30 protein-coding genes and 2 tRNA genes (1 of these 32 only partly in view) are annotated in these 24,960 nt (G+C 33.6%); 5 read left to right on the forward strand and 27 right to left on the reverse strand.

The window, feature by feature from the left end:
- Positions 1 to 23 precede the first annotated feature (23 nt).
- The 6 genes from BN2390_RS14640 to BN2390_RS14665 form a co-directional block, all read right to left on the reverse strand.
- Positions 24 to 788: a DUF2087 domain-containing protein gene (locus BN2390_RS14640; protein WP_053985069.1), complete on the reverse strand. Its 765-nt coding sequence runs from the start codon at positions 786 to 788 to the stop codon at positions 24 to 26.
- 258 nt (positions 789 to 1,046) lie between these two features.
- Entirely contained in the window at positions 1,047 to 1,496 is a 450-nt protein-coding gene (locus BN2390_RS14645; RefSeq protein WP_053985070.1) for a GNAT family N-acetyltransferase, read from the reverse strand.
- A gap of 21 nt (positions 1,497 to 1,517) precedes the next feature.
- Positions 1,518 to 2,105 carry a hypothetical protein gene (locus BN2390_RS14650; RefSeq protein ID WP_053985071.1) on the reverse strand — a complete coding sequence of 196 codons (588 nt, stop codon included), beginning with the start codon at positions 2,103 to 2,105 and terminating at the stop codon, positions 1,518 to 1,520.
- Positions 2,102 to 2,629 (reverse strand): P-loop NTPase family protein, encoded by a 528-nt coding sequence (locus BN2390_RS14655; protein ID WP_053985072.1) that lies wholly within the window; start codon positions 2,627 to 2,629, stop codon positions 2,102 to 2,104. Before BN2390_RS14655 ends, BN2390_RS14650 begins: the two co-directional genes overlap by 4 nt.
- A 74-nt stretch (positions 2,630 to 2,703) precedes the next feature.
- A complete protein-coding gene (locus tag BN2390_RS14660) occupies positions 2,704 to 3,027 on the reverse strand; it encodes an inorganic pyrophosphatase (protein WP_053985073.1) in 324 nt (107 codons plus the stop codon).
- Positions 3,028 to 3,080: 53 nt separating this feature from the next.
- Entirely contained in the window at positions 3,081 to 3,971 is an 891-nt protein-coding gene (locus tag BN2390_RS14665) for a LysR family transcriptional regulator (protein ID WP_053985074.1), read from the reverse strand.
- A 244-nt stretch (positions 3,972 to 4,215) separates the two neighbouring features.
- On the opposite strand from BN2390_RS14665, the gene BN2390_RS14670 reads away from it, so the two are divergent.
- Positions 4,216 to 5,037, forward strand: coding sequence for a nitroreductase family protein (locus BN2390_RS14670; protein WP_053985075.1), 822 nt, complete (start codon positions 4,216 to 4,218; stop codon positions 5,035 to 5,037).
- A 32-nt stretch (positions 5,038 to 5,069) separates the two neighbouring features.
- On the opposite strand, the gene BN2390_RS21460 is transcribed toward BN2390_RS14670, so the two are convergent.
- The 3 genes from BN2390_RS21460 to BN2390_RS14685 all read right to left on the reverse strand — a co-directional run bounded on the left by BN2390_RS21460 (position 5,070) and on the right by BN2390_RS14685 (position 7,397).
- Entirely contained in the window at positions 5,070 to 6,083 is a 1,014-nt protein-coding gene (locus tag BN2390_RS21460) for a GNAT family N-acetyltransferase (protein ID WP_082238801.1), read from the reverse strand.
- A gap of 109 nt (positions 6,084 to 6,192) precedes the next feature.
- Complete coding sequence (locus BN2390_RS14680) at positions 6,193 to 6,810, reverse strand: CPBP family intramembrane glutamic endopeptidase (RefSeq protein WP_053985076.1); 618 nt, start codon at positions 6,808 to 6,810, stop codon at positions 6,193 to 6,195.
- 65 nt (positions 6,811 to 6,875) lie between these two features.
- Positions 6,876 to 7,397, reverse strand: coding sequence for a GNAT family N-acetyltransferase (locus BN2390_RS14685; protein ID WP_053985077.1), 522 nt, complete (start codon positions 7,395 to 7,397; stop codon positions 6,876 to 6,878).
- A gap of 217 nt (positions 7,398 to 7,614) precedes the next feature.
- Here BN2390_RS14685 and BN2390_RS14690 point away from each other — a divergent pair, with 217 nt between their 5' ends.
- Positions 7,615 to 8,484: an SDR family oxidoreductase gene (locus BN2390_RS14690; RefSeq protein WP_330373799.1), complete on the forward strand. Its 870-nt coding sequence runs from the start codon at positions 7,615 to 7,617 to the stop codon at positions 8,482 to 8,484.
- A gap of 90 nt (positions 8,485 to 8,574) precedes the next feature.
- Here BN2390_RS14690 and BN2390_RS14695 read toward each other — a convergent pair whose 3' ends face one another.
- Positions 8,575 to 9,249, reverse strand: a complete 675-nt coding sequence (locus tag BN2390_RS14695; RefSeq protein ID WP_053985078.1) for a hypothetical protein — start codon at positions 9,247 to 9,249, stop codon at positions 8,575 to 8,577.
- Between the two features lie 213 nt (positions 9,250 to 9,462).
- On the opposite strand from BN2390_RS14695, the gene BN2390_RS14700 reads away from it, so the two are divergent.
- Positions 9,463 to 9,900: a GatB/YqeY domain-containing protein gene (locus BN2390_RS14700; RefSeq protein ID WP_053985079.1), complete on the forward strand. Its 438-nt coding sequence runs from the start codon at positions 9,463 to 9,465 to the stop codon at positions 9,898 to 9,900.
- Between the two features lie 56 nt (positions 9,901 to 9,956).
- Here the strand turns inward: BN2390_RS14700 and BN2390_RS14705 are convergent, their stop codons facing one another.
- The 13 genes from BN2390_RS14705 to BN2390_RS14760 form a co-directional block, all read right to left on the reverse strand.
- On the reverse strand, positions 9,957 to 10,163 hold the full coding sequence (locus BN2390_RS14705; protein ID WP_053985080.1) for a hypothetical protein: 207 nt from the start codon (positions 10,161 to 10,163) through the stop codon (positions 9,957 to 9,959).
- A 74-nt stretch (positions 10,164 to 10,237) separates the two neighbouring features.
- Positions 10,238 to 11,023: a YdcF family protein gene (locus tag BN2390_RS14710; RefSeq protein ID WP_053985081.1), complete on the reverse strand. Its 786-nt coding sequence runs from the start codon at positions 11,021 to 11,023 to the stop codon at positions 10,238 to 10,240.
- A gap of 202 nt (positions 11,024 to 11,225) precedes the next feature.
- Positions 11,226 to 11,957, reverse strand: coding sequence for a hypothetical protein (locus BN2390_RS14715; protein WP_053985082.1), 732 nt, complete (start codon positions 11,955 to 11,957; stop codon positions 11,226 to 11,228).
- A 79-nt stretch (positions 11,958 to 12,036) separates the two neighbouring features.
- On the reverse strand, positions 12,037 to 14,187 hold the full coding sequence (locus tag BN2390_RS14720; RefSeq protein WP_053985083.1) for an ankyrin repeat domain-containing protein: 2,151 nt from the start codon (positions 14,185 to 14,187) through the stop codon (positions 12,037 to 12,039).
- A 173-nt stretch (positions 14,188 to 14,360) separates the two neighbouring features.
- Entirely contained in the window at positions 14,361 to 14,621 is a 261-nt protein-coding gene (locus BN2390_RS14725; protein WP_198524919.1) for a hypothetical protein, read from the reverse strand.
- A gap of 77 nt (positions 14,622 to 14,698) precedes the next feature.
- Positions 14,699 to 14,989 carry a hypothetical protein gene (locus tag BN2390_RS14730; RefSeq protein ID WP_053985084.1) on the reverse strand — a complete coding sequence of 97 codons (291 nt, stop codon included), beginning with the start codon at positions 14,987 to 14,989 and terminating at the stop codon, positions 14,699 to 14,701.
- 106 nt (positions 14,990 to 15,095) lie between these two features.
- Complete coding sequence (gene mgrA, locus BN2390_RS14735) at positions 15,096 to 16,085, reverse strand: L-glyceraldehyde 3-phosphate reductase (protein WP_053985085.1); 990 nt, start codon at positions 16,083 to 16,085, stop codon at positions 15,096 to 15,098.
- A 219-nt stretch (positions 16,086 to 16,304) separates the two neighbouring features.
- Entirely contained in the window at positions 16,305 to 16,853 is a 549-nt protein-coding gene (locus BN2390_RS14740) for a BMC domain-containing protein (RefSeq protein ID WP_053985086.1), read from the reverse strand.
- 1 nt (position 16,854) lies between these two features.
- The gene (locus BN2390_RS14745) at positions 16,855 to 18,183 is read right to left on the reverse strand and encodes a 4Fe-4S dicluster domain-containing protein (protein WP_053985087.1); all 1,329 of its coding nucleotides are present in this window, start codon (positions 18,181 to 18,183) and stop codon (positions 16,855 to 16,857) included.
- 425 nt (positions 18,184 to 18,608) lie between these two features.
- Complete coding sequence (locus tag BN2390_RS22290; protein WP_278308272.1) at positions 18,609 to 18,740, reverse strand: hypothetical protein; 132 nt, start codon at positions 18,738 to 18,740, stop codon at positions 18,609 to 18,611.
- A gap of 149 nt (positions 18,741 to 18,889) precedes the next feature.
- The gene (locus BN2390_RS14750) at positions 18,890 to 19,810 is read right to left on the reverse strand and encodes an alpha/beta hydrolase (RefSeq protein ID WP_053985088.1); all 921 of its coding nucleotides are present in this window, start codon (positions 19,808 to 19,810) and stop codon (positions 18,890 to 18,892) included.
- Positions 19,811 to 19,829: 19 nt separating this feature from the next.
- Positions 19,830 to 20,690, reverse strand: a complete 861-nt coding sequence (locus BN2390_RS14755; RefSeq protein WP_053985089.1) for a DegV family protein — start codon at positions 20,688 to 20,690, stop codon at positions 19,830 to 19,832.
- A gap of 56 nt (positions 20,691 to 20,746) precedes the next feature.
- The gene (locus tag BN2390_RS14760) at positions 20,747 to 21,334 is read right to left on the reverse strand and encodes a hypothetical protein (protein ID WP_053985090.1); all 588 of its coding nucleotides are present in this window, start codon (positions 21,332 to 21,334) and stop codon (positions 20,747 to 20,749) included.
- A gap of 151 nt (positions 21,335 to 21,485) precedes the next feature.
- On the opposite strand from BN2390_RS14760, the gene BN2390_RS14765 reads away from it, so the two are divergent.
- Both BN2390_RS14765 and BN2390_RS14770 read left to right on the forward strand, forming a co-directional pair.
- Complete coding sequence (locus BN2390_RS14765; protein ID WP_053985091.1) at positions 21,486 to 22,019, forward strand: TetR/AcrR family transcriptional regulator; 534 nt, start codon at positions 21,486 to 21,488, stop codon at positions 22,017 to 22,019.
- Positions 22,020 to 22,125: 106 nt separating this feature from the next.
- Positions 22,126 to 22,995: a DegV family protein gene (locus tag BN2390_RS14770; protein WP_053985092.1), complete on the forward strand. Its 870-nt coding sequence runs from the start codon at positions 22,126 to 22,128 to the stop codon at positions 22,993 to 22,995.
- Between the two features lie 113 nt (positions 22,996 to 23,108).
- Here BN2390_RS14770 and BN2390_RS14775 read toward each other — a convergent pair whose 3' ends face one another.
- The 4 genes from BN2390_RS14775 to BN2390_RS14790 form a co-directional block, all read right to left on the reverse strand.
- Positions 23,109 to 24,116, reverse strand: a complete 1,008-nt coding sequence (locus BN2390_RS14775; protein ID WP_053985093.1) for a substrate-binding domain-containing protein — start codon at positions 24,114 to 24,116, stop codon at positions 23,109 to 23,111.
- Between the two features lie 172 nt (positions 24,117 to 24,288).
- Positions 24,289 to 24,361 (reverse strand) — tRNA-Lys (locus BN2390_RS14780).
- A 5-nt stretch (positions 24,362 to 24,366) separates the two neighbouring features.
- Positions 24,367 to 24,438, reverse strand: a tRNA-Glu gene (locus tag BN2390_RS14785).
- 130 nt (positions 24,439 to 24,568) lie between these two features.
- On the reverse strand, positions 24,569 to 24,960 hold the 3' portion of the coding sequence (locus BN2390_RS14790) for a C-GCAxxG-C-C family protein (protein ID WP_053985094.1). The gene runs 49 nt beyond the window's last position; the window shows 392 of its 441 coding nt (coding positions 50-441); its start codon lies beyond the right edge, outside the window; it ends in the stop codon at positions 24,569 to 24,571.

Below are 24,960 nucleotides of genomic sequence, written 5' to 3' on the forward strand. Positions count from 1 at the left end.
ATTCAAGCGCCTTCTATCCTATTTTATTCTTTTACCCTATACGTTTGACAATCATCTGAGCGATCTAAGAAACCATATTCTATAAGGGCTCTTCTAATGGTTGCATAGTCCTCATATAAACGTCCCAGTGTTCTATTGATTTCCTTTTCAGGATACTCACGGTCCTTTGTAAAGTTTTTCATCACTTCTCTGAGTATAATAATTTTTTTCTTTTCCTTAGCTGGGAACTGTTTAATCGCACCATTGGTATCCATATAAGCTTTGATGGTCTTTTCTCTTTCAGTATCTGTAATATTATAGCGATCATCCATCATTGTCGCAGTATCGTGTAGATGCTCAATAACACCATTATCAGACTGGCTCATACATCTGCTTGTTTTTTCTTCTAAAGATTGCATTAAGGCTACAAACAATTTGGCTTGCTTTTCCTTTTCACGGAGCTTGTAGCGATGATTACGTACTGTAGAATGAGCAATTCCTACTTCCTTAGCTATCATTTTATCATCTTTCCCTTGGGACATAAGTGTTAGTATTCTTTGCTGAATCTCAGAAATCCCCATAAGTTCAGGGTTGCGGCTCAATAGGTAATCGATTGTTTCACCATGTTTTTGTTGCATATGTTTTTTTACTGCACCAAAGGCATCATAAAGTTCACCCTCCACTTTATAGATTCTTCCCTTTTCAAATGTGCACCCACATAAAACGCAAACAAAATGCTCATTTGTTTCTCTATATCCTTTTACAATCGTTTCAATATCCTCGTCCCACATACGATTATTCTCTTCCATAAACCTATCTCCTAACCCTGTTTTACAGTGTATTTATAGTATTTTTTATAGATGCTTTTACTATTTTCTGATTTCTATTATAAAACTAATTTCGCATTTAGTCTATATATAAATAAACATTTCTCATTTTTGTTTGCATATTATGTGTTTTCATATCTATGTGTTTATATATTTATGTATTTTATATCTCTTAACTTTCAAGACACAAAAAGAGCATCGCCTTTACAAGAAGATGCTCTCTAGTATTCAATCCTTATTTTAAAGATGGATAGAATAAATTCTACTTTCTTCATTCCATACATCCATTCTATTTTCTACATATTCAAAACCATACTTCTCATATAATCCCACATGGTCTGTCGCCAAATAAACCTTTTCATACCCTTGCTCCTTGGCAACTTTTAAAGCATGTTGGATAAGCTTACCGCTATAGCGGTGTCCTCTATAAGTTGGATCTGTATAAACAAATCCAATCCACGGGAACAAGCTATTCTCATCAATACAGTCCTTTTGAGTAAGCGTTAAAAAAGCTGCAACCTTTTCTTGATCCATAAGAAAATAAACCTTTCCATCTTTCCCCAACATCTCTTCAAATGTTTGCTCCGTGATTAACTGAGCTAGAAATTTACTCGCTCCCCATTCACATGCTTTTAAGTACTTTATCAATTCATCCTTTTTGTCATAGGTTATGTATTCAATAATATCCATTATTCATCCTCACTTTTATTGTTATTTTCTCTTAAACCACACAACGAGTCCTCCAATGATGACGATAATCCCTATGCCTATAAGTATTCCTTGATAACTTTTCACTTCATTGTTTGGCTGATTGCTTGCTTGAACTTCTTGTGTAGGTTGTGCTGCTTCTCCACTTACCTCATCTAATTTTCTTTGGGCTTCAAAGTAAGCTCCCTCATTAATATACCCTTCATATCTTTCAACCATATTGTATCTTTCACTCACCAACTTAAGCGTTTCATAATCACTAGAAGTTACTTTAAATAACCATGATGGATCGACTTGTTGCGCGTCTATTAAGACTGCCACAATATAATCTCCTTGTTGAGGTATTTCATCTGTTCCGTAATACGCTGTTAACTTTTGAACTTGTAGCACTTCTTCATCTATGCTCCCCATCATAAGGGTTAACGGCATGAGGGTACAGTATGTATCTTGAATAGCTTTGATTTCTCCTATAAATAGTGCTTTCTGGTCGCCTTCCATCAGTGCTTCTGGGATATCTCCCGCCAAGATACTAAAGCTTAATGTAAGGAAACTTACCAATAGCACACAACACCTAATCAAGTTTCTTTTCATCTCTTTATAACCCCTGTTTCCTGTATTTCTTTAATCCACTGATTCACTTTTTTTCTACTTGTTAGTTCTACATAGACCTTATCTGGATATTTAGTCTTAAGCCTCTGTATGTTCTTTCTACCTGTTTGAGGAAACTTCCATATGAACTTTAAAAAGTCTATAAACTCTTTATCCACTTTTTCTATGCAATCATTAGGTAAATCCGAACGTTGCTTGCCAAGTCTTTTGATTGCGCTCCACATACACAGGTAATGATTGATATTTAAATCAATAATTACATCAGCTGCTTCAAAGCGCATTTCTAAAGTCCTATCATAATTCCCATCAATAATCCATTTATCGCCTGTCACCATCTTATGCTGCTTTTCTACCCATTCATTCCTCGGTGTTTTCACCCAGTTAGGTCTCCAATATTCTTTATCTAAATGAATCAAAGGGTAGCCTATGGCCTCTGCTATTTTTTTAGACAGATAGCTTTTCCCACTTCCTGGACTTCCCACAATAATAATATGCTTGTATTCCATACATCCTCCATACCCTTACAATTTTATTAATTAATCTGTCATTAAACGTATGCCCTTTTGAATTTCTATAGTGCCTAAAGCAATATTTCACTTTCAAAATACTGTTCTTGAAAATGAACTTGTTGTCTTATTTCATCTACTGTAAAAGTCATACCATCCGGTGCGACCACCCATTTATCTTCTACATCATTTGTTCTATGAATGATTGCAATAACTTTACCTGTAAAGGTCTCCACCGGTTCTAAAACCCCTAAAAGATAAGCGTCTTGCTCTTCACCATCTGGTGCCATAATGCCTTCTATATATCCATAATTAATCGGGTAATATAAATCTTTATGCTTCGGATGGTAGGTACCCATTGCTCGATCCACTTTTACTGTAACACGCTTTCCTATCATTTTATACCTCCTCTTCACAACACAATGCTTTTATCAACAAAATACATATGTTTCTATTCCATTCTCTCTTCATTTAAATTGAGCACATAGGCTTTAAAGGCCTGTTTGTGTGCTGATAAAGCGGTCTGTTTATTCCATCCCATATAAATCTTTTTATAGCCTATATCATCTTTAATTTTTACAATTGATATTTTATTGGTATTAATCATTGGCGTATCTAGAACAATAGCAATCCCTGCACCTGCAGCAACTAACCCTGAAAGAATACTACTTTCATTGGGTTCTGCAATAATCTTAGGTGTATACCCCATCATCTTCTCATAGGATACTTTTTCATCTTGGGATTTCCCTTTATAGACGATAAAGTTCTCTTCCCTTAAAGCTTCTAAGGCAACTTCCTCTTTATTTGCTAAATGATGATTTTTAGGTACAATTAAAACATATGCTTCCTTCTTTACAAATACTGCTTCAATTTCAGGATAAGCATCCATCTCCTTTAAGTCATCAAAAAATCCAAAATCTACTCTACCATACTTCAGATGCTTTAAAATCTCTTCGCTAGATTGAGTATTTAGGTTGAACCTTGTTTGTAAATGGTTACTCAAAAAGGTACTTATTAAAAAAGGAATGAATGTTGCACCTATACAGTTCGTTGATGCTATAGATAAAATAAAATCATCATGCCTTTTCATTTCTTGAAGTTTTTCTTTGCCTCTTTCTATTTCATTCAATGCGGCATCTGCATATTTCAAAAAGGTTTCTCCAAATGGTGTAATCTTGATGTTACGTCCTTCTCTTTCGAAAAGTGGAACCTCTAATTCCTCTTCTAATTTTGAAATCGTCTTGCTAAGCGCAGGTTGTGTAATTAAGAGTATATGAGCCGCTGCCGTAAAGTTTTGGGTCTTCGCTATTACTTTAAAGTATTCTAATTGTTGTAAGTTCATTGGCTCTCCTTTATCTATTCTATTATTTATATCTCTCTTCAATCTATAACCATTAGTTATAGATTAATATTTTTTTTAAATTAGACATCTGTTATTATGCAGTGCTATACTGCTATTATTCCGTAGACTGCCATCAATCTCTCATAGAAAAATTATAAATTTTAGGCATATAAATGTCAAATGACTCACTCAGTCTATTCTATAGTTGTTGGGAGCTCTCAATCTTATTTAGGAGTGTGTGAAAATGTTCAAAGTAGATAAAAATAAATGTATTGCTTGTACACAATGTATCAAAGATTGCCCTGTTCATGTCATTGGTTTAGAAGAAGGAAAAGCTGTAATCCATAATGAAGGCTGTACGGAATGTGGTCACTGTGTGGCAATCTGTCCTGTAGATGCTGTTTCAACAGATACTTATAATATGGATGAAGTTCTTCCTTACAACAAGGATACTTTTACTGTGGGCGCAGACAATCTTTTAAACTTTATTAAGTTCCGAAGAAGTGTAAGAAAATTCAAGGACAAAGAAGTAGAACAAGATAAAGTTCTTAAAATAATCGATGCAGGCAGGTTTACTCAAACATCAAGAAATAGTCAAGATGTGTCTTATATTGTGGTTTCAGAAAAACTTAATGAGTTAAAAGCATTAGCTTATGAAAGCTTAAAACAAAAAGGTGAAGCAATTCTTGCAAACCTAACGCCTGAGACCGAGCATCTTAAAAGATATGCCAACCTTTGGATTCATAGCTACAATGAATATCAGAAAGACCCATCAAAAAATGATAGTCTCTTCTTCAATGCACCATTGGCAATCCTAGTTACTTCTCCAACACCTATTAATGGAGGCCTCGCTTCTACAAATATGGAATTAATGGTCAATGCTTTAGGTCTTGGTACTTTCTATAGCGGCTTTTTCTTACATGCTACTCAAGATAATGAAGCCATTCTAGAGTTACTGGGCTTACAAGATAGTAAAAGACTTATTTCTTGCTTAGTCATTGGCTATCCCGATGTGAGCTATAAGCGAACAGCACCTAGAAAAAATGCCCAGATTACTTGGTTATAAACCAAAACAGCCCCTCTATGAAGGGGCTTATTTTACAATGATACTTCTTTAAATCGCTTTGAAAGAAAGAGCAATAAATCATCATCATTGCAACATGTTGCATATTGTTCAAGCTGTTTATTTTGATACCATACACCTGTACCATCGGGAATATAGCCACGTTTGATATACATGCGTTGTGCTGTTCCATAACCTGAATGTACCCCCACTGCTAGATAGACTTCATCGCCTCTCTTAGCCGCTTCTGACTCTGCAACATCAAGTAACTTATTTCCAATCCCCTTATGATGTAAGTGGAAAAACACGCATAAATCAACGATTTCTGGAATACCCTTACTTCCAAAAGGCCCTTCGGTTGGCTCTAAAATGAGGGTACACATTCCTGCTACTTTATTTTCATATTCTGCTATAAAAACTTTCCTCTTACCAGCTTCTTGCTCCTTATAGTAATTGCTATAAGTCTTCCTATCGGGATGCCACTTATAAGATAAATAGGTGTTATAAAAAACTTCACCATCTGTTTCGTTCATACTTCTTATAAGTAACTTTTCATCACTATAGTAAATCATGTGCATCATCCTCTCTACTTGTTCCAAATCAATCAAAGGATAGTATCTTTCATCATCCCTCTCAAAAACGGCATTGTATTTCTCCCATACTTTCTTGGATGCACTATTTCCTTTTAATATACTAGCTGTAAGCTTTGTATAACCTGCCTTTTTGACAATCTGAAGCATTTGTAAAAATGCTTGCGTACAAAAACCATTTCCCCACATATCACTTCTTATCCAATAACCTACACCTGCTATTTGTTCTTCCTTATGTGTAAAAGATATTGATCCTATTGCTTCATCATCTTGTACGATTGCAAAGCATTCTCCTTGTCTTTTAGCTGCCCATGTTTTACAGTTCTGTAGATATTCTGCACCACTAATCTTCTCCATTTTTGTATTAGGAGATAGGGCATAGTGTAATTTCACATCCGTACTTAATATTCTTGCTAATTGTTCACTATAGGCCTCATTTAACTTATAGGTTCTTATCATTTTTTCTTTCTCCTAAAAATTCATTATGTGTTTCTATATCTACAGATCCTACCCTTAATAATCTCATCCAATTTTACAAACGTATTCTTTTTATGATAAATGATTCTCTTTAAAGCACATTTATTATAATGCTTGAAATTATATTAACAGCCATATGACATCCTATTATAGGAATAATACTTCCTTCTGTTTTATCATGCATGATATACCCAAAAGCAAATCCTATTACACCTGAATTAATCATACCTAAAGCACATTCTAAAAGAGATGCTTGACCAAAAGTCATTATATGTGGGCACATAAAAATTAATGTTTGTAAGGTATTGCCTCTAAGGAATCCATATCTTTTGATTAATCCTTTGGCAAAAAAACCTCTAAAAAGAATTTCTTCGCTTATACCTGTTTGTAATCCAAATAATATAAGAGATATACTATAGATTACAATCCCTTTATCATATACTTTTATCAAAGCATTTGTACTCATTCCACCTTGAACGGCTTTCAATATAAGTAATACGATGATGGAAAATATATAGGTTATTGCCGTAATCTTGAAGGCTTGTGTATAACTTTGCTTTTTTGTCCTTTTAATACCTATGTATTCAAAAAAACCTTTACAACTTCTATGTGATAGGGCATACCATCCAAATGGGATTATTCCAAATAAAATAATTTGAAATATCATATTTACACCTTGGTTGATTAATATTAGCATACTTTCTAGCATTTATAGTCACCTCAACATCCTATTTTTACTAATACATACGCTTTAAATCAACACAAGTTGGAAATTCACTCTAAGCTTATCCAATATCTTTGAATACATGCATCGCCTTCTAGACGTTCATCCTCTAATTGCCCACCATTGTTCAGAATGGTCTGAGCCGATGCAATGTTCTCTTTGTTACAAGTCACCAAAACCTCTTTGATTCCTAGTTCTAGGCATTTCTCCAATGCTAAACCTAACATTTGGGTCGCATATCCTTGCCTTCTTTCAGACTTTCTCACGCTATAGCCTATATGTCCACCATAATTTAATAAATACTCATTTAATCGATGGCGAATATCAATCATCCCTATTAATCTTTCCTCTATATCCATTGCAAGGTAAGTGGTTGCTGGTACAAATCCTGGTCTTACTGTTTCTTCTTTTAAAGTATCTTGGAATGTTTCGTACCATTCTTCAAAAGTGCTTGCTTCTCTTAATGTTGCGCAACCATCCATACGTTCATTGTTACGAATAAATTCTTCTTTGTAGTCTATAACACATTCTTTATATTTCAATGTTGGTAAAACTAATTTTAATCGATTCATTTTATACTCCTCTTCAAAATTATTTATTTTTGCTACTGACCTTGTTTCATCCTTTTTCTATTTACATATTTTGCCTTTTCATATTTTAAGCGTTCTAATCCTCATATATCCATCTAACTTCTTTAAGTATATTTTGTCTGAATAATTTTTACAATATACTTTTTCATCTTTTGACTCATAATAACCTTAGAAAAATTATCATTATTGGAGGTTATTTATGATCGATTTCCCTACAGCTTTTCCCGCGCAACATCAAAACCAACATCCTGGACTAGAAGCTGAGATGAATCCTTTACCAATCTATGATGCTGATGCCTATGCATTAAAAGGTAACTTACTTCAAGATAAAGTCGCACTTGTTACAGGTGGTGACAGTGGTATTGGTCGTGCTGTCTCTTTAGCTTATGCCAAACAAGGTGCTCATGTGGCCATTGCCTATTTCAACGAATCTCGCGATGCCGAAACCATCAAACAAGCCATCGAAGCAATTGGGCGTACATGTCTTCTTATTCAAGCAGACATTACCCAAAAAGCTGAATGTGAACGTGTCATCACAACAACACTTAATCATTTTCAAAAGCTTGATATTTTAGTCAACAATGCTGCTGTTCAAATTGAAGCGCAAAAACTAGAAGACATTACAGATGAACAATTTGATCGCACTTTTAAAACAAATGTCTATGGTACCTTCCACATTACACAAGCTGCCCTTCCTCATCTTAAATCAGGTGCTTGTATTATTAATACGACTTCTGTTGTCGCTTTCCATGGACACGATACACTCATTGACTATTCCATGACCAAAGGTGCTTTGACAGCGTTTACACGTTCCCTTTCTCTTTCTCTTGCCAAATCTAAATCTGGCATACGCGTCAATGCTGTTGCCCCAGGTCCAATTTGGACACCGTTCATTCCTTCTTCATTCCAAGCAGACAAAGTCGCTCAATTTGGAATGAATACACCACTTGCTCGTGCTGGGCAACCTATCGAATGTGCTGGAGCATATGTTTTCTTAGCCTCAGAAGCAGCTTCTTATATAACAGGTCAAACCATTCATATTAATGGTGGAGAAATTGTAAACGCCTAGTTGAAGAACTTAACACCTAAAAAGAGAAGATACTTTATTTTAAGTATCTTCTCTTTTTAGGTGTTAGGGCTTAGTTCTATAATAAAACATCTATAAAATATCCAACATATATTGATTCATAATCTCTATAAACTTCTGTTTACTGCTTCGTTTAATGAGCGCTTCTTGACAAATAGATAGCCATTGGGCTTGTGTAAAACCTATCACTTGCTCTATTACATCTTCTTCAAACAAATCATCATCCCGATAACAACGTACTAAACATTCCCCTACTTCTAGAGGGGAGTAGAAAATCTGAAAACCAATTAATCGGCTACATTCACCTTTAAAGGCTTGTTCTATAAGACGTTCTATGGTCTTAAGTACTCCTCTTTTTTCTACCCAAGTACCAGCCTTTAGCTGATCCAATTGATGACTTACCACTTTCATATAAGGTAACAATTCAGCCTTATAAATAGACAAATCTTCTTCTAAAAGCTCAATCATCTCATCAAAGGAACAATCTGTAGGCATACAAAAGATATTCTCTTTATTCATAATACTATAGAATGCAGTAGGTAAAAAAGCATAAGTCAGAAAGCCAATAACTTCATCTAATGTAGATAAATGAATCCAACGTTCATAATGTCCACCATGACTATTAATAATAACGCCATGAAAAAATACTGTATCTAGTGTTAAACTTTCTTCTGTTAAAAGTTCCACCCCTTTACCCCTTCTCATGAGTTGCATCCATTTCCTACACCCTACATCATACTTTTTCATTGTGACTCCCCCCTAATCTTGTGCATTTTATTTATTCCTATTACTATTTTATTATTTAGAGATTAAAATCATTATTAATCTCTAACATTTTTTATGTATTCTATATACTACATCTGAAATTTATCTATATTAAACGAAATTTTATCTATAAATTTGACAACAATATGTTATAATTTATTTTATCTATTAAAAATTTTTTTAGGAGGACAAAAGATGTTATTAGAAATATTAAATGATGCCGTTAAAGAGGCCATGCGTAATAAAGAAGCCATAAAAAGAGATGCACTGCGCGCAGTTGTTTCAGATATTAAATTAGCTTCAAAGGAAAAACATGCAGATTTAACTGAAGATGAAGAACTTGCTTTGCTTAATAGGCAAGTAAAACAAGTTAAAGAATCTATCGATGCCTATACTGCTGGTGGTCGCCTTGATCTTGTAGAAGAAGAAAAGGTAAGATTAGAAGCCTTATCAGCCTTCTTACCACAACAAATGAGTGAAGATGAAGTACGAAGTTTAGTTGAAAAAACAATTATTGAACAAGGCCTTGATACATCTAATAAAGGGCTTTTGATGAAAAACTTAATGCCACTCTTCAAAGGTAAAGCTGATGGTAAAATGGTTAATGAAGTTATTGGAAGCTTTGTTAAATAAATAAGCACATAAAAATAGACACTGTCCAGTAGGCAGTGTCTATTTTTATTATGTAGTTACTTTTTTGCCTTTTTTATCACATTCATCATTCCTTGAGTACCTGCTACAGCTCCTAATATAAGACATATGTTTAGTAAAAGCCGCACTTGCGGATCACCTATTCTAGAAATAGCGCCTAATAAATAGGTTATACTACTGCTGTAGAGTAGTACCTGATTTTCTTTAGAAGATTTTTGTTTTGCTGGAATATAACAAATTTGCATAGGTCTAATTCCTCTCTTTAGAGTTATTACACCTTATGTAGTCTCGAAAACTTTTATACCAAATATCACCAATCTTATACTTCATATTGAGATTCACGGGGCCTGTCCTTTACAGTGTGACCAAAGTTTTGAAGTCCATAGTCTTGAACATAGCTATAACAAGCTTCTATCTCTGGTGGTAGTTCAATAGGGAAAATAAAATTCATTCCTTTTGGACCATAGCCATTGACATCATTCCTAAGCCTTGGGATTTCTCCCATCACGAGGGATATAAACCGTTCTACATCCCATAATCCATTTATAGAACGGGGTTCTATAAAATATTCTTCTCCTTCTTGCTTAAGATAAGGTATAAAAGGTGCAAAACTAATCAACTTAACCTCTTTTAAATACTTCATAAAAGTAAGATGGCTACGCATCTGCATTGTTGGATCCTGTATAATTAAAATACATTTAGGATCAAGATGATAGGCAGCCATTTTTTCAATGGCATAGGTTGCATTATTGCCACAGTTTGTAGACTGATTTTCAATAAATAAGGCTTCTTTGGGTAGATGATACTGTTCAACCAGTATCCTTTTAAAAAGTTCTGATTCATCTTGATTTTCTACCTCCATGTGTGTATAGCGTTTATCCTGCTTTAAGGCTTCCCATAAATAGGTTGTTGAATGCCCCTTTCCACCTACAATCATCACCTGTTTTCCTATACCTTTATGATACAAGTCTGCCACAAACTCAATGGTATAAGGCAAGGCATTTCCAAGTAATATAATAAGGTCAACTGTTTTTGCATTCACTGCTTCAATATCTCTTCTTGCAAGGAACTTTGCTAACTGGTTAATTGCTTCTAACGTATCCATCTTAATCTGTCTCCCTTTTATCTCCTTATCTATTTAGAGGAGTCTATAATTTTTCTGGTAAACTCTATAACTATTTTCATATAAGACAATTATAAGATATCAAATAAAAAGTACAATACTCCTATTAACGCTTTGAGTACTGTACTTTTATGTTTCTATTATTTAGAGTACTAATCTGCATTTCAACTCTTTTTAAAGTATATTATGAGTTTCTACTTGGAATGAGTGAAACATAATAAGCCTTTTGTGCACTCTTTTCTGTATAATAAGCTTGGCGCATCGTTTGAACTACTTGCGTATCACCTTTTATTGCCTTGAGTTCTTGCAATAAACTTGCTAATACATCCTCTACCTCACGATCACATTGTGATTCTAGTTTAGTTGCTTGTCCCATAAGACTCATACCTTGAGAAGTTAATTTAGAAATAGATTGACTTCCACTTTTATATTGATTTAAAAGTGCCCATCCTTGTGACTCTATTCCTTTTAACTGTCCCATATACTTACCACGTAGTGCATACATCTTTGCTGTATAACTTGCCACAAGCTGAGCCTCTGGGCTTACTTGTTCTTTTGCCTCTTCATTTATGACTTGGTCTAGATTTTTATTTTCTAGCTCTGTTTCTTGTCCATTTCCCTTATTTCCTAGTGATGCAACAAGGCGATTGGTTGCTTCTTCAATGGAAAGTTCACCTGTTTCTAATTGCTCCATCTCTTCTATTGTTAACGTTCTCATTGTATCTAAATGATACTGTGTAAGAATTTGATTGACTGCGTCTTGGCTTGCAATCATTTGTTCTTGCAAAACTTCAGATGAATATTGAAGACCTGTCAAAAGTGTATGGATATTTTCACGTTGCCAATAACTAATACCACCTACACTTAACACACTTGCAATGAATAAGGTACCCACTATTTTTTGCCATCTTTTCATATGAGATAACTCCTTAAGTCGTATGATTGGTTAGTATATGTAATTTTACACTTATATTCAATAATTCTCAAGTCATACCCTATCCATTATAGCTCTTAAAGAAGTTTTCTCCAACTAAAATACTCTCCATTCGATTACCTGAGCGCTCTTCAAAAGTAATACGTGTGTATTCAAGTGGAACAAGTTCTAAAATATCTAACATACCTTCCTCAGATTTATTCTTAATCATCTGGTGTACTTGCTCTTGCATAGAAGCATTACGAATAAGTACATCTGACGTTTTTAAGTCTACACGTATTAAAGTATAGACTTTATTAATCATCTCATCTGCACTACACACTTTATCTACCATATGAGGTAATAAATCTTTAAGGATTACTTTCTTACTATTTTGTCCTACAATCATTTCATCTTGTAATACTTGCTTTGCTTTAAAATCAATACTTATATTGGTATAAATATAACCTTCTGTACATTCAGTACATTTTTCCTTTTTACTCCCTAAGCACTGTTTACATGGTACTTTAGTGCTTCCTTCACAGGTTTCGCAAACTTGCTTCCCTGTTTCACAATCACAATCCATTTCATAATACTTTTTACATTTAATTTTTTTAGTTCCTTTACATTTATGACAAGTAATCCTCTTCGTGCCCTTACATACTTTACAAGCATACCCCTTATCTTTAAACTTCTCATTTACCCAGCCTGTATTTTGACAAAGTCCACACATTTCTCCACCATCACAATGTGGGCATTTTTTATACATACCATCTTTAATAAAGATATAACCTTTATCACAATGTGGACATTTAATTTTCTTGTCTTTTGGACAAGTACACCTTGCTACACCACGCCCATTACATTCGGGACACTCTGCTATACCTTTATCATCACAATGTACGCAAGTATAATTTCCTTTTTGACATGTTTTACATTCTATGTACTTATTCAACGCTTTACAAGACATCTTTAAAGTTCCTTGGCATTTTGTACATACTGTTTCACCTGTTCCATGACATGTCTCACAAGGTTCTTCTCCTTGTCCATCACAATGTGAACAAGTCATTTCCCCACTTCCATTGCACTGTTTACAAGGTTCTTTAAAACTATCGATACATTTAGGGGTTTTATATATTCTATCGATATTAAATTTTCCTACAGGACTAAACTTATAACGCTTTAAAATATAGTGATATAAATCTTTTTTACATTCTTCTTCACTACTCATTTCTTGCACTTCATGAGTAACTGCCTCATGCTGCTCCATAGTGGCTTCAATGCGGCTTAAACGTACATATAGTTCTACTCCTGTTTGAATATCTAGTCTATAATCTTTCTTATTTTTAAAGTATTGTTCTAAAATTTCTAAGGTTGCTCTATCCTTTGAGGCAATGAGCTTAATCATTAATTCTGTATCTCCCTTAGCATGTGGTTGATTCATTAAAAGGGGATCCTTCAATGCTTCAAACTTTATTTCATGAGGTTGTTTTTCAGTTTGAATTTTGTCATATATAAGTTCACAGGCTTCTATATTACCTTCTTTTACTGCATAAAACAGCGGGGTTAAACCTTCCTTATTTAATTGATTTAAATCTGTTGAATATTTCAAGAGCACTTGTAAATGCTCATTTAAACTTTCTTTTATAGTTATGTAAATAGGGGTTTCATTTTCTAAATTTAATTGATCCGGTTCTACTTTACCTTTTAACAAGAGTTCTAAATATAAAGGATTATCTTGCTTTAAGGTTTCAAAAATAAAAGGTTCACCAGTCTCTTCTATTCTAAAGTCACCCTTAAAACCCCCCTTAGTAAGTACTTCAAAAATCTTACCATAATCTTTCTTAAAAACTTTCAAAAGCAAAGTATCTCTTTCACTTTTTTCATAGTTTTTTTGTATGCCTAACAAGATAAACATAGTGGCAATATCAATCCAATTATTATCTATCGCCTTTTCAAAGTTTCCTTTAGAATAAGCAAGTCTTCGATTACTTAAATAAAACTTAGCAAAATTTTTATATACTCTAAGTTCTTTTTTCTTAACCTTGTCTCTTAAAAGAACAGTTGCACAAGGTAGCATAAGTAAATCTATAACGCCAACGATGCTCACCAACATAATAATAAGTACGGCAGATATATATTGCTCATAAACAAATAATCCCATTGCAATTACCAACATTCCTATATTAAACCATACAGTTGTAGGAATAGGTTTTCTTTTCTTTTGCTGCATATGTATTCTTCCTTTCAGTCTATATAAATTTATATCGGCAACTTCTTTATTATTTTTAAGTCATTGTTACCCTAGCCATTTTAAGACTAGCAAAGATAGCTTATAAACCCTTTGGTGACTTTTATTATAACTGTTAAAGAAGGCTTAGAATATAAATATTCCAAGCCTTCTTATTAAATATTTTCAATCACGTCACTAGTAGATTGATTATCCAATTGTTCTTGTTTAACAATGCTAAAAAATTTAAGCATTAATGGAATATATGTTGCTATAAAAACAAACATTGCACTCATCGCTGCAGGCTTATGCGCCTTCTTTGGAAGTGCTAGCCCCCATAATATACCTATTGCACACAGACAAAATTTAATCAGTGCGAGATCTTTCCAATTAGATTGCTTAATAAAGGCGTCTCCATAGCTCAATAACTTTTTCATACCCTTCACCTCTTTATTCATTTTGTATATGTTCTTTTATAACTATTAGGTTCATTTAAAAACTATATCTTCTATAGTTAACAAATAATAAGTAAAAACCAAATAATACTTTGCGCAACAATTAAAAAAGGTATAGAAGGTAACTTGCTATGAGCATCTTTCACCCATTTTGTATAAGCAATAGCTATTCCACTAGCTACTAAAAATGGACCTGTCTCTATAAATATCTTTAATGCTAAGTTAATGTGCTGATCAGGTTTTAAGGGTACTGAATTTACGATAAAAAACCACCCATAGACGAGACAAATAATCAAATTCATAATCAGCCAGTATTTAACATTCTCTATTATTTCTTGACGCTCTCTCATTTCATCACTCCCCTCTATGAGTCTATATCTTAATTATATCAAATGTGTAGCTATATATCTATAAATTCAGTTAATTTATACACCTATAACCTTTTTATCTATTTTATTATTCTATAATGCTATCAATACGCTTAAGTTCTTCATCTGTAAAGTTTAAATGATCTAATGCCCCTACACATTCCTCAATTTGCGACACACGACTTGCTCCTATCAAAACAGAGGTAATTGTTTCTTGTCGAAGTACCCAAGCTAATGCCATCTGCGATAACTTTTGCCCTCGTGCTTGTGCAATCTCATTCAATGCATGCAGCTTTTCGAGTAGTGTTTGTGTAATATCCGATGTACCTAAAAATGGACTATCCACTCTTGCTGCACGAGAATCTGATGGGATACCACTTAAATAACGATCTGTTAATCTGCCTCCAGCTAATGGTGAAAAGGCAATACCACCCACTTTTTCTTCATTTAAGACATCTAATAATCCATCTTCTACCCATCTATTCATCATAGAATAACTTGGCTGATGGATAACACAAGGTGTGCCTAATGCTTTTAAGATATGTATTGCCTTTCTTGCTTCTTCTGGCTTGTAATTAGAGATGCCCACATAAAGTGCCTTGCCTTGTCTGACAATTTGATCCAGAGCATTCATCGTTTCTTCTAATGGTGTATTAGGATCCGGTCTATGATGGTAGAAAATATCTACATAGTCTAGTCCCATACGCATAAGGCTTTCATCAAGGCTTGAAATAAGATACTTTTTAGAACCCCAATCACCATATGGTCCTGGCCACATATAATAACCTGCTTTGGTTGAAATAATCATTTCTTTTCTATAGGTAGTAAAATCTTCTTTTAAGATCCTTCCAAAGTTTGTTTCTGCTGAACCTGCTGGTGGACCATAGTTATTGGCTAAGTCAAAGTGTGTAATACCTAAGTCAAAAGCTTTACGAATCATAGCTTTACTATTTTCATAGCGATCCACATCTCCAAAGTTATGCCATAATCCTAAAGAAATCATAGGAAGCCTAAGTCCACTATTACCACATCTTCTATATTTCATCTTTTCATATCTTGTCTCATTTGCTTGATACATTGACTATCCCCCTTAATATTTTTATCTTATTATAACATTATCTTATACCATTTACTAAATAATTACTTGCATCTTATCAAATCATTGATTATTCCATCATTTTTCTATAATAACTACATACTGCATTCATATTTTAATCTTCCTATAATAAAAAGACCTACTTCAATACTCATCGATAGAGTTTATCAGTAGGTCTTCTTTAATCTTCCTTTATTTACATTATAATAGCGTTGCTACTAGTCCCTTATCAGGTGAAGCAATAAATTCTGCATTGACTAAAAAGCCTTTTTCTTTTGCAATTTCAATTCCTGCTTCCATCCCTGCTTTAACAGCTCCTACATCTCCAGTAAAAGTAAAATACGCTTTTCCACCTAGCGCATTTCCAAGACGAAGATCTATTGGTTGTAAATCTGCTGATTTTAAAACTGCATCTGCTACAATAATCATTGTGGATACAGAAAAAGTCTCCATAATACCAAGAGCACTTATATGATCTGGCATAGTAGCGCCTGTAATAGCTGGAAATACGTTTGGATCCACATTAGGAATAAAAGTCGAATCTACTCCAAATTCTCCTGCTAATTTGATACCCACTCGCACAGCGTCTTCAACTGCTGCTACATCACCATGGATGATAGACATGTATTTTCCAGGGCAGATGGATGTCGCACTTACCACTTCTACCTCTGAGGTCTTAAGCATCTGATCCGTTACATATATACCACGTGAAACACTTATAAATTCAACAACTCCTATAGCATTTGGCATTTTAGTCCCTCCTTATCACAATAAATGTATCGCTAACTTCTGTTACTGTTCCATTTATACTTGAATGTATTGTTGCACCCAAACTATTTTCTGGAATGTTCCCAATAAGTTGACCTTCTTTTACCTTATCTCCAACTTGAACAATAGGAATTGCTGGTGCCCCTACATGCTGTCTTGTTGCAATACGTACGATATCAGGTTTAAAAAGAATATCAGTCATTGGAGCCGGTTTATCATAGCTACTTAAACCTAATCTAGCTACAAGACGTTTGCTCGGTACTAAGCGATATTCACGACTATTACGTGCATTAAATTCTGTTTCTGTAGGTTTATATCTATATCCTTCTTCTTCAAGTGTTTTCCTTGCAATCATATTAGCTGTCTTTGGATAGATACCTGCTGGACAAGAAAATAATTGACACAAATTACATTGACAACATAACTGAGGATTGCCACCTTTTGCAAGCTCAGGTATAGCATAATTCAATCCTCGAATTACTTTATGAGGTTGCAAGTTATGCCCTAACAAATAACGTGGACACAAATCTGTGCACATTCTACATTGTTCACAAGATGCTTTATTTCCTCTTTCAGCTTGATTAAAAGTTGCACCTTTTTTTACTACTAAAGCATGATCTTTATCTAAAATAATATAACCTTTATCTTTTTTAGTAACGACTCCATTTATATTTTCTAATAAAGGACCCATCATAGGACCACCATCAATAATGGTATATCCATCAAAATTTTCAATTCCGCTTGTTTTTAAAACATCAATAATGGGTGTTCCTACTGGTACTTTACAAGTTAATGCCTGTGGAACATCTCCTGCTATAGTAATATATGTTTCAGTAACTGCTTGTCCTTGAGAAGCTTTATAAATATTGAGTGCAGTTTCTGAATTGACTACAACACATCCTACATTAAGAGGAATACCTGCCTCTGGTACGACTCTTCTTGTTATTTCATAAACTAAAACTTGTTCATCCCCTGCAGGGTAAACATCTTCTAACTCGTGCACAGTTACAAAATCTTGTAACTGTAAAGCATTTATACGTTCTCTCAAGATTTTAATAACTTCTTTATGTTTACCTTTCACACCCATAATAGCCTTTTGTGCACCAACTAGTCTACCAGCAGCTTCAAAGCCCTTAATAATCTCATCTGGATAAATAGCCATTAATTGTTGATCTACGCGTAACAAGGGTTCACATTCTGCACCATTTAGAAGGATGTACTCTGCCTGTGCATTTAGTTTAACATGAGTTGGGAAACCTGCTCCACCAGCTCCTACTACGCCAGCTTCTCTTACTTTTTCTAAAAGATTCAACCTGACACCTCCTATATGCCGTTCATTATTCTTTAACATCTTTACTTTTTCCCATTTAAATTACAAATATACCCATTATTGAATAAAACTTCCCTTTTCAACATTTATGTATAAAGGAAAAGACCTACTTAAAAGCATAATATTATGCTTATTAAGTAGGTCTTTATAAATATAAAACCTTTTTATCGTCGCATACAGCATATAAGCCCTATGCGACTTACGTGTTAATTGGCTCATCTCCAGATAAATTTCCTTCGTAAGCCTCAGAACTTTGAATGCTTTGGTTACTCTGATTTGACATCTTTGTTCCCTCCTACATTCTGTTTGGTTTTACAATAGTATTATGTACAAGTTCAACTGTCCTTATACTTATTTAAGAAACTGGTTTTTAATACCATTTAGTATGTTTTAATACTTATTACCCTTTATAAAACTGTACAAATGATCCATTCATCTTCAAATCCCAATATCGTATAACCATCTGCTTCAAGTTCTTCTGTCGTACAAGTATTCCTATTAAAACGAATTTCATATTTATAATACTTTTCAGCTTCCATTAGATACACTCCTTAATTTTTACTAGAGTGTTACCTTCTATTTATAGTTCTATACCAATTAATTATTTATTTTTAGAACAAAAAAGCTAACATAAAGCTACGTCCTTATTAAAGCGAACGGTGATTCTATGTTAGCTTGATAAATTTAATTATAGTTTATTCATTAGCCATGTTGCAACATCATTCATGACTTCTTGTTTGTTATCTTCATTAAGAATTTCATGTCGTTTATTAGGATAAAGTTTATATTGAACATCTTTTATACCTGTTTGCTTCAGCTTATCATATAAGTTGATAATGCCTTTACCGGCATTTCCAACGGGATCTTTATCTCCTGCTATAATATAAATAGGCACATCCTTTGGAATAGCATCAAAATTTTCTTTAACATGGATAGTCTTTAATCCTCTTAATAGGTCATAATAAAAGGAGGCTGAACAAACAAATCCACATCTATCATCAGCTATATACTTATCGACCTCCTGCTCTACACTACATAACCAATCAAATGGTGTTCTATTTGGCTTGAAATTTTTATTAAAGTCTCCAAAAGACAATTTATCCATCATCTTACTTGTATGTTTTCTACCAAAAAGCTTAACTTCTAATCCGCTCAAAAAGATACCTAGTGATGTAAGCTTAGGCGGCTCACCATTACTTCCTGATAAGATGAGACCATCAACTTCCTTACCGTGTAATTCCATAAATCTTTGACTAACAAATGAACCCATACTATGCCCAAATAAGAAAATAGGTAAATTTTTATTTTCATTTTTTATATGTTTCATAAGTTGAAATAAATCTTCAACGAGCCATTCAAATCCTTCATTATCTGCAATATAACCTAAATGTTCATTTGTCTTTGCAGTTAAACCATGTCCCCTATGGTCATGTCCATAAACAATAAATCCTCTTTCATTTAAGAAATGAGCAAATTCATCATATCTTAAAACAGTTTCAGTCATGCCATGTGAGATTTGTACTATGCCTATGGCTTCATCTACTGGGCTCCATTTATATACATTTAATGCTACACCATCGCTATCCCTAAATTGAAAATTCTCTCTCATCCTTATCTCCTTTATCTTTCTATTTTCTTGAAACTGAGATGCCTAGTGCATTAGGACCAATATGGCAACCAATGCTTACTGTTAAAGGTACATAACCACTTGCCATACCAGGAAAAGCTTTAAATATCTCCTCTTCCCATTCCTTAATGATTGCATTGTCCAGTGCACTTCCTGCAATACCAATTGCTAGCTCAGAAGGTTCTGCATCGGCAAATCGTGTACGTATATCTTCTTTTATAGCTTCGATCATTTTATGCTTACTTTTTTTCATTCCTCTTACTTTTGCATAAGCATCTAGCTTATCTCCTTGTATGGTTAGTACAGGCTTAATATTTAGAATTGTACCTATCGTAGCTGCGGCTGCAGTAACACGTCCTCCTTTTTTTAAGAATTCCATTGTATCAACTGCAATATAGATACTTGACTCATATGCATTTTCTTCTAAATTTTGTTTAATTTCTTTAGCACTTAGACCTTTTTTAGCAAGTTCTAAGGCATCTAATACAGACTGCCTTTGCGGTTCTGATATTCTATGGTTATCTACAACTTGTACACGTTCCTCATACTCTATTGCTAATGCTAATGCCGTTTGACAAGAGTTACTTAGTCCACTAGACATTGGAATATAAACGATTTCGTCATAGCCTTTTGCCAATACTTCCTCCCATAACGCCATAACATCTCCCGGTGCTGGCTGAGATGTAGAAATTTCTTTTCCTGAAAGTAGGCTTTCATAAAAGAATTCCTGTGTTAAATCTTGTCCTTCAAAATAAGTTTTATGATCAATAATAACTGGCATCGGAAGAATATAAACGCCTAACGTTTTTGCTTCTGCCGCTGATATTCCACTATTACTATCTGCTATAATAGCCGTTTTCATATAGTGTAAATCTCCTCTCTTTGCAACTATCTTTAATTATGCCCATTTCTTGTCACTCATAACAGCGAAATACCCAATGCACATGTAAAAGCAATACAACAACTCATTGTGCCTATAATAAGTTCTTGCCTTGTATGCCTTTTTAGTTCTAATGACGACCATGCTACTGCAACGGCAATAATTATACATGGGATAACTACTTTTAGTCCTTGAAAATAAATTAATAGCAAAAATGGTCCTGCAACAGCGCATGCATGTCCACTTGCACGCACCTGAATCACTTTGTTAAATAATGTGAGTACAATAACTGAGAAAAAATATGTAAGATAAATCATCTGCAAATTCATGCTTACATTCATAAAATAGCCTATAATCACTATCATTACATAACCAATAATATTTAATATAAATGCTAAGTTTCTTTGCCCCTCTCTTCCTTTATTTTTAAAATGAGGTAATAAAGGTTGAAGTGGATAGGCAAGTATAGGAATAAAGCCTAAAAATAGAACAGAAAGAACGACTTCAATAGAACTTTGAAAAATATCTTTTCTATTAAAAGCTAATATGATTATAAGTGCTGTTACAAGTATAGGTGGTACAGTAATTCCACGAATTATTTGAGCTATTTTTTCTCTTTTTGTCACGTTTTTCACCTCCTTTTATAGGATTAATTATATTTAAAGATTGCACATCAGCACACTTTTAAAATATAATATGTGTGACATATTGTATCACTCTAGATTTTTTAAATCAATATTCTTAATCATAACTGTTACATATAAAGGAGTTTTGTTCATGGAGAAAAAAAATAAAAATCAAGCCAATCTACTTGCTAAAGAATGTATGGTCATCGCCCTCTTACAATTATTAGAAGTCAAGCCCCTTTCAGCGATAACAGTCTCTGAAATTACAAAAAAAGCTGGCGTATCTAGAATGACCTATTACCGTAACTATATTAATAAAGAAGATATTTTTTCTTCCTTTCTTGATGATCTGCTCTACAATTATCATGAAGAATTTAATAACTTACCTGAAAAAGGTAACTTCTATGACCTTCACAATCTCAATCACTGTTTCTTATATTTTGAAAAGTATAAAACACTTATACAGGCACTGTTCAAAAACGGTCATGGAAATATCTTTTTAACCAGTTTAAGTGATTACATTATTCATAAGTGGTATAAAGAATCTGACGACATAACAAGATATTATACACTCTTAGCGTTTGCAGGTTCTATCTTTAATGTTTTTGTCTCTTGGTCATTAAATGATACAACTCAATCTCCAGAACAAATGGCATCTATTATCTATGATATTTATCATAGATAATTTTTACACTCAAATAGTTTTAATATCAAATCATTTGACTTTCAAACCATTTTGATATATACTCCTTTTATACAAATAAACAAAATCATCCGGGAGGATTTATATTATGAAAATCAAACTTTTTACAGACTCCGCTTCTGATTTACCATTATCATATATTCAAAACAATCACATTGGTTATGCAAGCTTAGAAGTAAATATAAAGGGGGAATTCATTAAAGATGACTTTGGCCAAACACTACCACACAAACAATTTTATGAACTACTCCGTCAAGGCGAAATGACAAGTACTTCTCAAGTTAACATCCATACTTTTGAAGAACTATTTGAAGAAGCTATTAAAGATGGTTATGCCATTATCTACATTGGTTTAGCATCTGTTTTAAGCGGAACTGTGAATAGTGCAACAGTAGCACGCCTTAACCTTTTAGAAAAATACCCTGATGCAGATATCTCTGTCATTGACTCCAAAAGCGCTTCTCTTGGAGAAGGGTTGCTTGTAGCAAAAGCAAATGAGATGATCGCAGCAGGTTGCTCAAAAGATGAAATCGTAAACTGGATAGAGACAAATTGTACAAAGGTGATCCATACCATTACAGTAGATGACCTTAACTTCCTAAAGCGTGGTGGTCGTATTTCTGGCACAACTGCTGCTATTGGTGGCCTACTCGGCATTAAACCAAGTATTAAATTAGATAACGAAGGCCATGTACTTCCTGGTACTAAACTAAAAGGAAATAAAAATGCAATGAAGTATCTCGTTAATCAAGTTCTAGAAAAGGGTATTGATTTATCTACCCAAACTATTTATATTTGTCATGCTGATGCAGAAGAAAATGCTCAACTTATTAAAAAAATGCTTTTAGAGCAAACAACTGTTAAAGATATTATCATCAATCCAATCGGGACAGTTATTGGAACACATGTTGGTCCAGGAGCTATTGGTGTAATCTTCCTTGGCGATGCACGTAATTAAAGGTCACAGATACTTAAGTTAACGTTAACTATATCATATATATTTTATATTATCTGACATATATATAATAAAAAGGAGTAGATTATTCCATATGAATAATCTACTCCTTTTTATTAACATAATGAACGTACAGATTCTCTTAATATAATCTTACCTGTAATTACTTTTCTACCTAATTTATAGTTAGAATCTTCGATTTTCTTAAAAATTCCTTCTACTGCTTCTTTTGCCATATTCTCAACATCTACTTGAATAGTTGTTATCTGTGGACTAGAAATTGTTGCATAAAGATAATCATCAAATCCTACAACTGAAACATCCTCTGGTACACGGATACCTTTCTTATTAAGATACTGTATAAAATGATACGCCACTTCGTCACAGTTACATACAAAAGCTGTTGGTAATTTATCTGGCAAATCAAATTCACAAAATACACCATCACTATCCCTGTCACTAATAGTCCATTCTTGTCTAATAGGAATTCTATGCTCAATCAATGTTTTAGAATAACCTAAATAACGATCTAAAATACTACTTGTTGCATAAATATTCCCTATATATCCTATTTCCTTATGCCCTTTACTTACTAAGTAATTAGTAATAATATAGGCGCCATACATATTATCTCCAATTACTGCATCCATATCAAAATGTCTATCATAGAAATCTAAAAAGATAATAGGAATGTTTTGCTCTGAAATAAGATCAATATAATTTTCTCTAACTTGACCAAGTACAATAAGTGCATCAATCCTTCTATCTTGCACCATATTAGGTAGCTTATTTTCTAATTCTGTTTCCTTAGAGATAATCTCTAAGATTGCATAATAATTATATAAGCTTAAGTTTTGAATAATCTTTTGATACATCATCCAATAAAAAGAGTTCCCAGACATCATATAACGCTCTGCTGTAATCACTCCAATATTATAGGTACAGCCTTCTTTCATACCTTTAGCAGCAATATTACAACGATAGCCCATTTCGTCTGCAACCTTTTTAATTTCTTCACGTAGACTCTCACTCACTCCGTCTTTATTAGATAATGCTTTAGATACTGTTACTGTACTTATATTTAATCGCTCTGCGATATCACTCATTGTTATATTTTTCTTCATAGATTTCTTCCCTTTTACTTAAATTTACTTTATATATTTTATTATATCAAAAAATTATTAGCTAAATCAACACTTTAGTTAAAATATTAAGAAATCTTTGCATTCTAATTTTATAAAAACTTTTAAACATACAAAAAAGGTGGTTGTAATAATACAACCACCTTTAAACTTATGAGCCACCGGAGGCTCGAACTCCGGACCACTTGATTAAAAGTCAAGTGCTCTACCAACTGAGCTAGTGACCCATATATGACCCATAGGGGAATCGAACCCCTGTTACCGCCGTGAAAGGGCGGTGTCTTAACCGCTTGACCAATGGGCCTTACTGACCTTTATTATTATAATCTACTCACTTACTTATGTCAACGTATTTATTAAAATAACCCATTTATTTTCTTTTATTGCATGCTAATAACCTTATAGACTTCTATAATTTTGAGATATTTTATTAACTAATAACATTCTAACATTACTTCTAAAATTTCTACTGCATCTTCAATCAAGCGGTCGCATAGAGAACGTGACAATCCTTTCTGTTGTACTTGTATCATACCTTCCTTAGTATGAATTTCATATCCCAATAGTTCTTTACAAATATTTGTTCCATGTTTTTCTTTAAAATGTTTTTGAAATTCTGCTGCGATAGTATTCATTTTCTTTTTAGTTTCTTGATCACTCCCTATAGCTTGTCCATTTTCTAATCCTAGGACCATGAGAGCACCTGTTACAGCTCCACAAACTTCTCCACATCTCATACCACCACCAAATCCTGAGGCAATTTTCATGGCGATATCCTTTTCTAATCCTTGTTCTTCACAAAAAGCTCCAAAGACTGCTTGGCTAC

The sequence above is a fragment of the Niameybacter massiliensis genome (assembly GCF_001282685.1).
GTDB lineage: Bacteria > Bacillota > Clostridia > Lachnospirales > Cellulosilyticaceae > Holtiella > Holtiella tumoricola.

Bases quoted from the DNA above. Each gene is read 5' to 3' on its own strand.
- BN2390_RS14640 (WP_053985069.1), bottom strand. From the start codon at position 788: ATGGAAGAGAATAATCGTATGTGGGACGAGGATATTGAAACGATTGTA.
- BN2390_RS14645 (WP_053985070.1), bottom strand. From the start codon at position 1,496: ATGGATATTATTGAATACATAACCTATGACAAAAAGGATGAATTGATA.
- BN2390_RS14650 (WP_053985071.1), bottom strand. From the start codon at position 2,105: ATGAAAAGAAACTTGATTAGGTGTTGTGTGCTATTGGTAAGTTTCCTT.
- BN2390_RS14655 (WP_053985072.1), bottom strand. From the start codon at position 2,629: ATGGAATACAAGCATATTATTATTGTGGGAAGTCCAGGAAGTGGGAAA.
- BN2390_RS14660 (WP_053985073.1), bottom strand. From the start codon at position 3,027: ATGATAGGAAAGCGTGTTACAGTAAAAGTGGATCGAGCAATGGGTACC.
- BN2390_RS14665 (WP_053985074.1), bottom strand. From the start codon at position 3,971: ATGAACTTACAACAATTAGAATACTTTAAAGTAATAGCGAAGACCCAA.
- BN2390_RS14670 (WP_053985075.1), top strand. From the start codon at position 4,216: ATGTTCAAAGTAGATAAAAATAAATGTATTGCTTGTACACAATGTATC.
- BN2390_RS21460 (WP_082238801.1), bottom strand. From the start codon at position 6,083: ATGATAAGAACCTATAAGTTAAATGAGGCCTATAGTGAACAATTAGCA.
- BN2390_RS14680 (WP_053985076.1), bottom strand. From the start codon at position 6,810: ATGCTAGAAAGTATGCTAATATTAATCAACCAAGGTGTAAATATGATA.
- BN2390_RS14685 (WP_053985077.1), bottom strand. From the start codon at position 7,397: ATGAATCGATTAAAATTAGTTTTACCAACATTGAAATATAAAGAATGT.
- BN2390_RS14690 (WP_330373799.1), top strand. From the start codon at position 7,615: ATGATCGATTTCCCTACAGCTTTTCCCGCGCAACATCAAAACCAACAT.
- BN2390_RS14695 (WP_053985078.1), bottom strand. From the start codon at position 9,249: ATGAAAAAGTATGATGTAGGGTGTAGGAAATGGATGCAACTCATGAGA.
- BN2390_RS14700 (WP_053985079.1), top strand. From the start codon at position 9,463: ATGTTATTAGAAATATTAAATGATGCCGTTAAAGAGGCCATGCGTAAT.
- BN2390_RS14705 (WP_053985080.1), bottom strand. From the start codon at position 10,163: ATGCAAATTTGTTATATTCCAGCAAAACAAAAATCTTCTAAAGAAAAT.
- BN2390_RS14710 (WP_053985081.1), bottom strand. From the start codon at position 11,023: ATGGATACGTTAGAAGCAATTAACCAGTTAGCAAAGTTCCTTGCAAGA.
- BN2390_RS14715 (WP_053985082.1), bottom strand. From the start codon at position 11,957: ATGAAAAGATGGCAAAAAATAGTGGGTACCTTATTCATTGCAAGTGTG.
- BN2390_RS14720 (WP_053985083.1), bottom strand. From the start codon at position 14,187: ATGCAGCAAAAGAAAAGAAAACCTATTCCTACAACTGTATGGTTTAAT.
- BN2390_RS14725 (WP_198524919.1), bottom strand. From the start codon at position 14,621: ATGAAAAAGTTATTGAGCTATGGAGACGCCTTTATTAAGCAATCTAAT.
- BN2390_RS14730 (WP_053985084.1), bottom strand. From the start codon at position 14,989: ATGAGAGAGCGTCAAGAAATAATAGAGAATGTTAAATACTGGCTGATT.
- mgrA (WP_053985085.1), bottom strand. From the start codon at position 16,085: ATGTATCAAGCAAATGAGACAAGATATGAAAAGATGAAATATAGAAGA.
- BN2390_RS14740 (WP_053985086.1), bottom strand. From the start codon at position 16,853: ATGCCAAATGCTATAGGAGTTGTTGAATTTATAAGTGTTTCACGTGGT.
- BN2390_RS22290 (WP_278308272.1), bottom strand. From the start codon at position 18,740: ATGGAAGCTGAAAAGTATTATAAATATGAAATTCGTTTTAATAGGAAT.
- BN2390_RS14750 (WP_053985088.1), bottom strand. From the start codon at position 19,810: ATGAGAGAGAATTTTCAATTTAGGGATAGCGATGGTGTAGCATTAAAT.
- BN2390_RS14755 (WP_053985089.1), bottom strand. From the start codon at position 20,690: ATGAAAACGGCTATTATAGCAGATAGTAATAGTGGAATATCAGCGGCA.
- BN2390_RS14765 (WP_053985091.1), top strand. From the start codon at position 21,486: ATGGAGAAAAAAAATAAAAATCAAGCCAATCTACTTGCTAAAGAATGT.
- BN2390_RS14770 (WP_053985092.1), top strand. From the start codon at position 22,126: ATGAAAATCAAACTTTTTACAGACTCCGCTTCTGATTTACCATTATCA.
- BN2390_RS14775 (WP_053985093.1), bottom strand. From the start codon at position 24,116: ATGAAGAAAAATATAACAATGAGTGATATCGCAGAGCGATTAAATATA.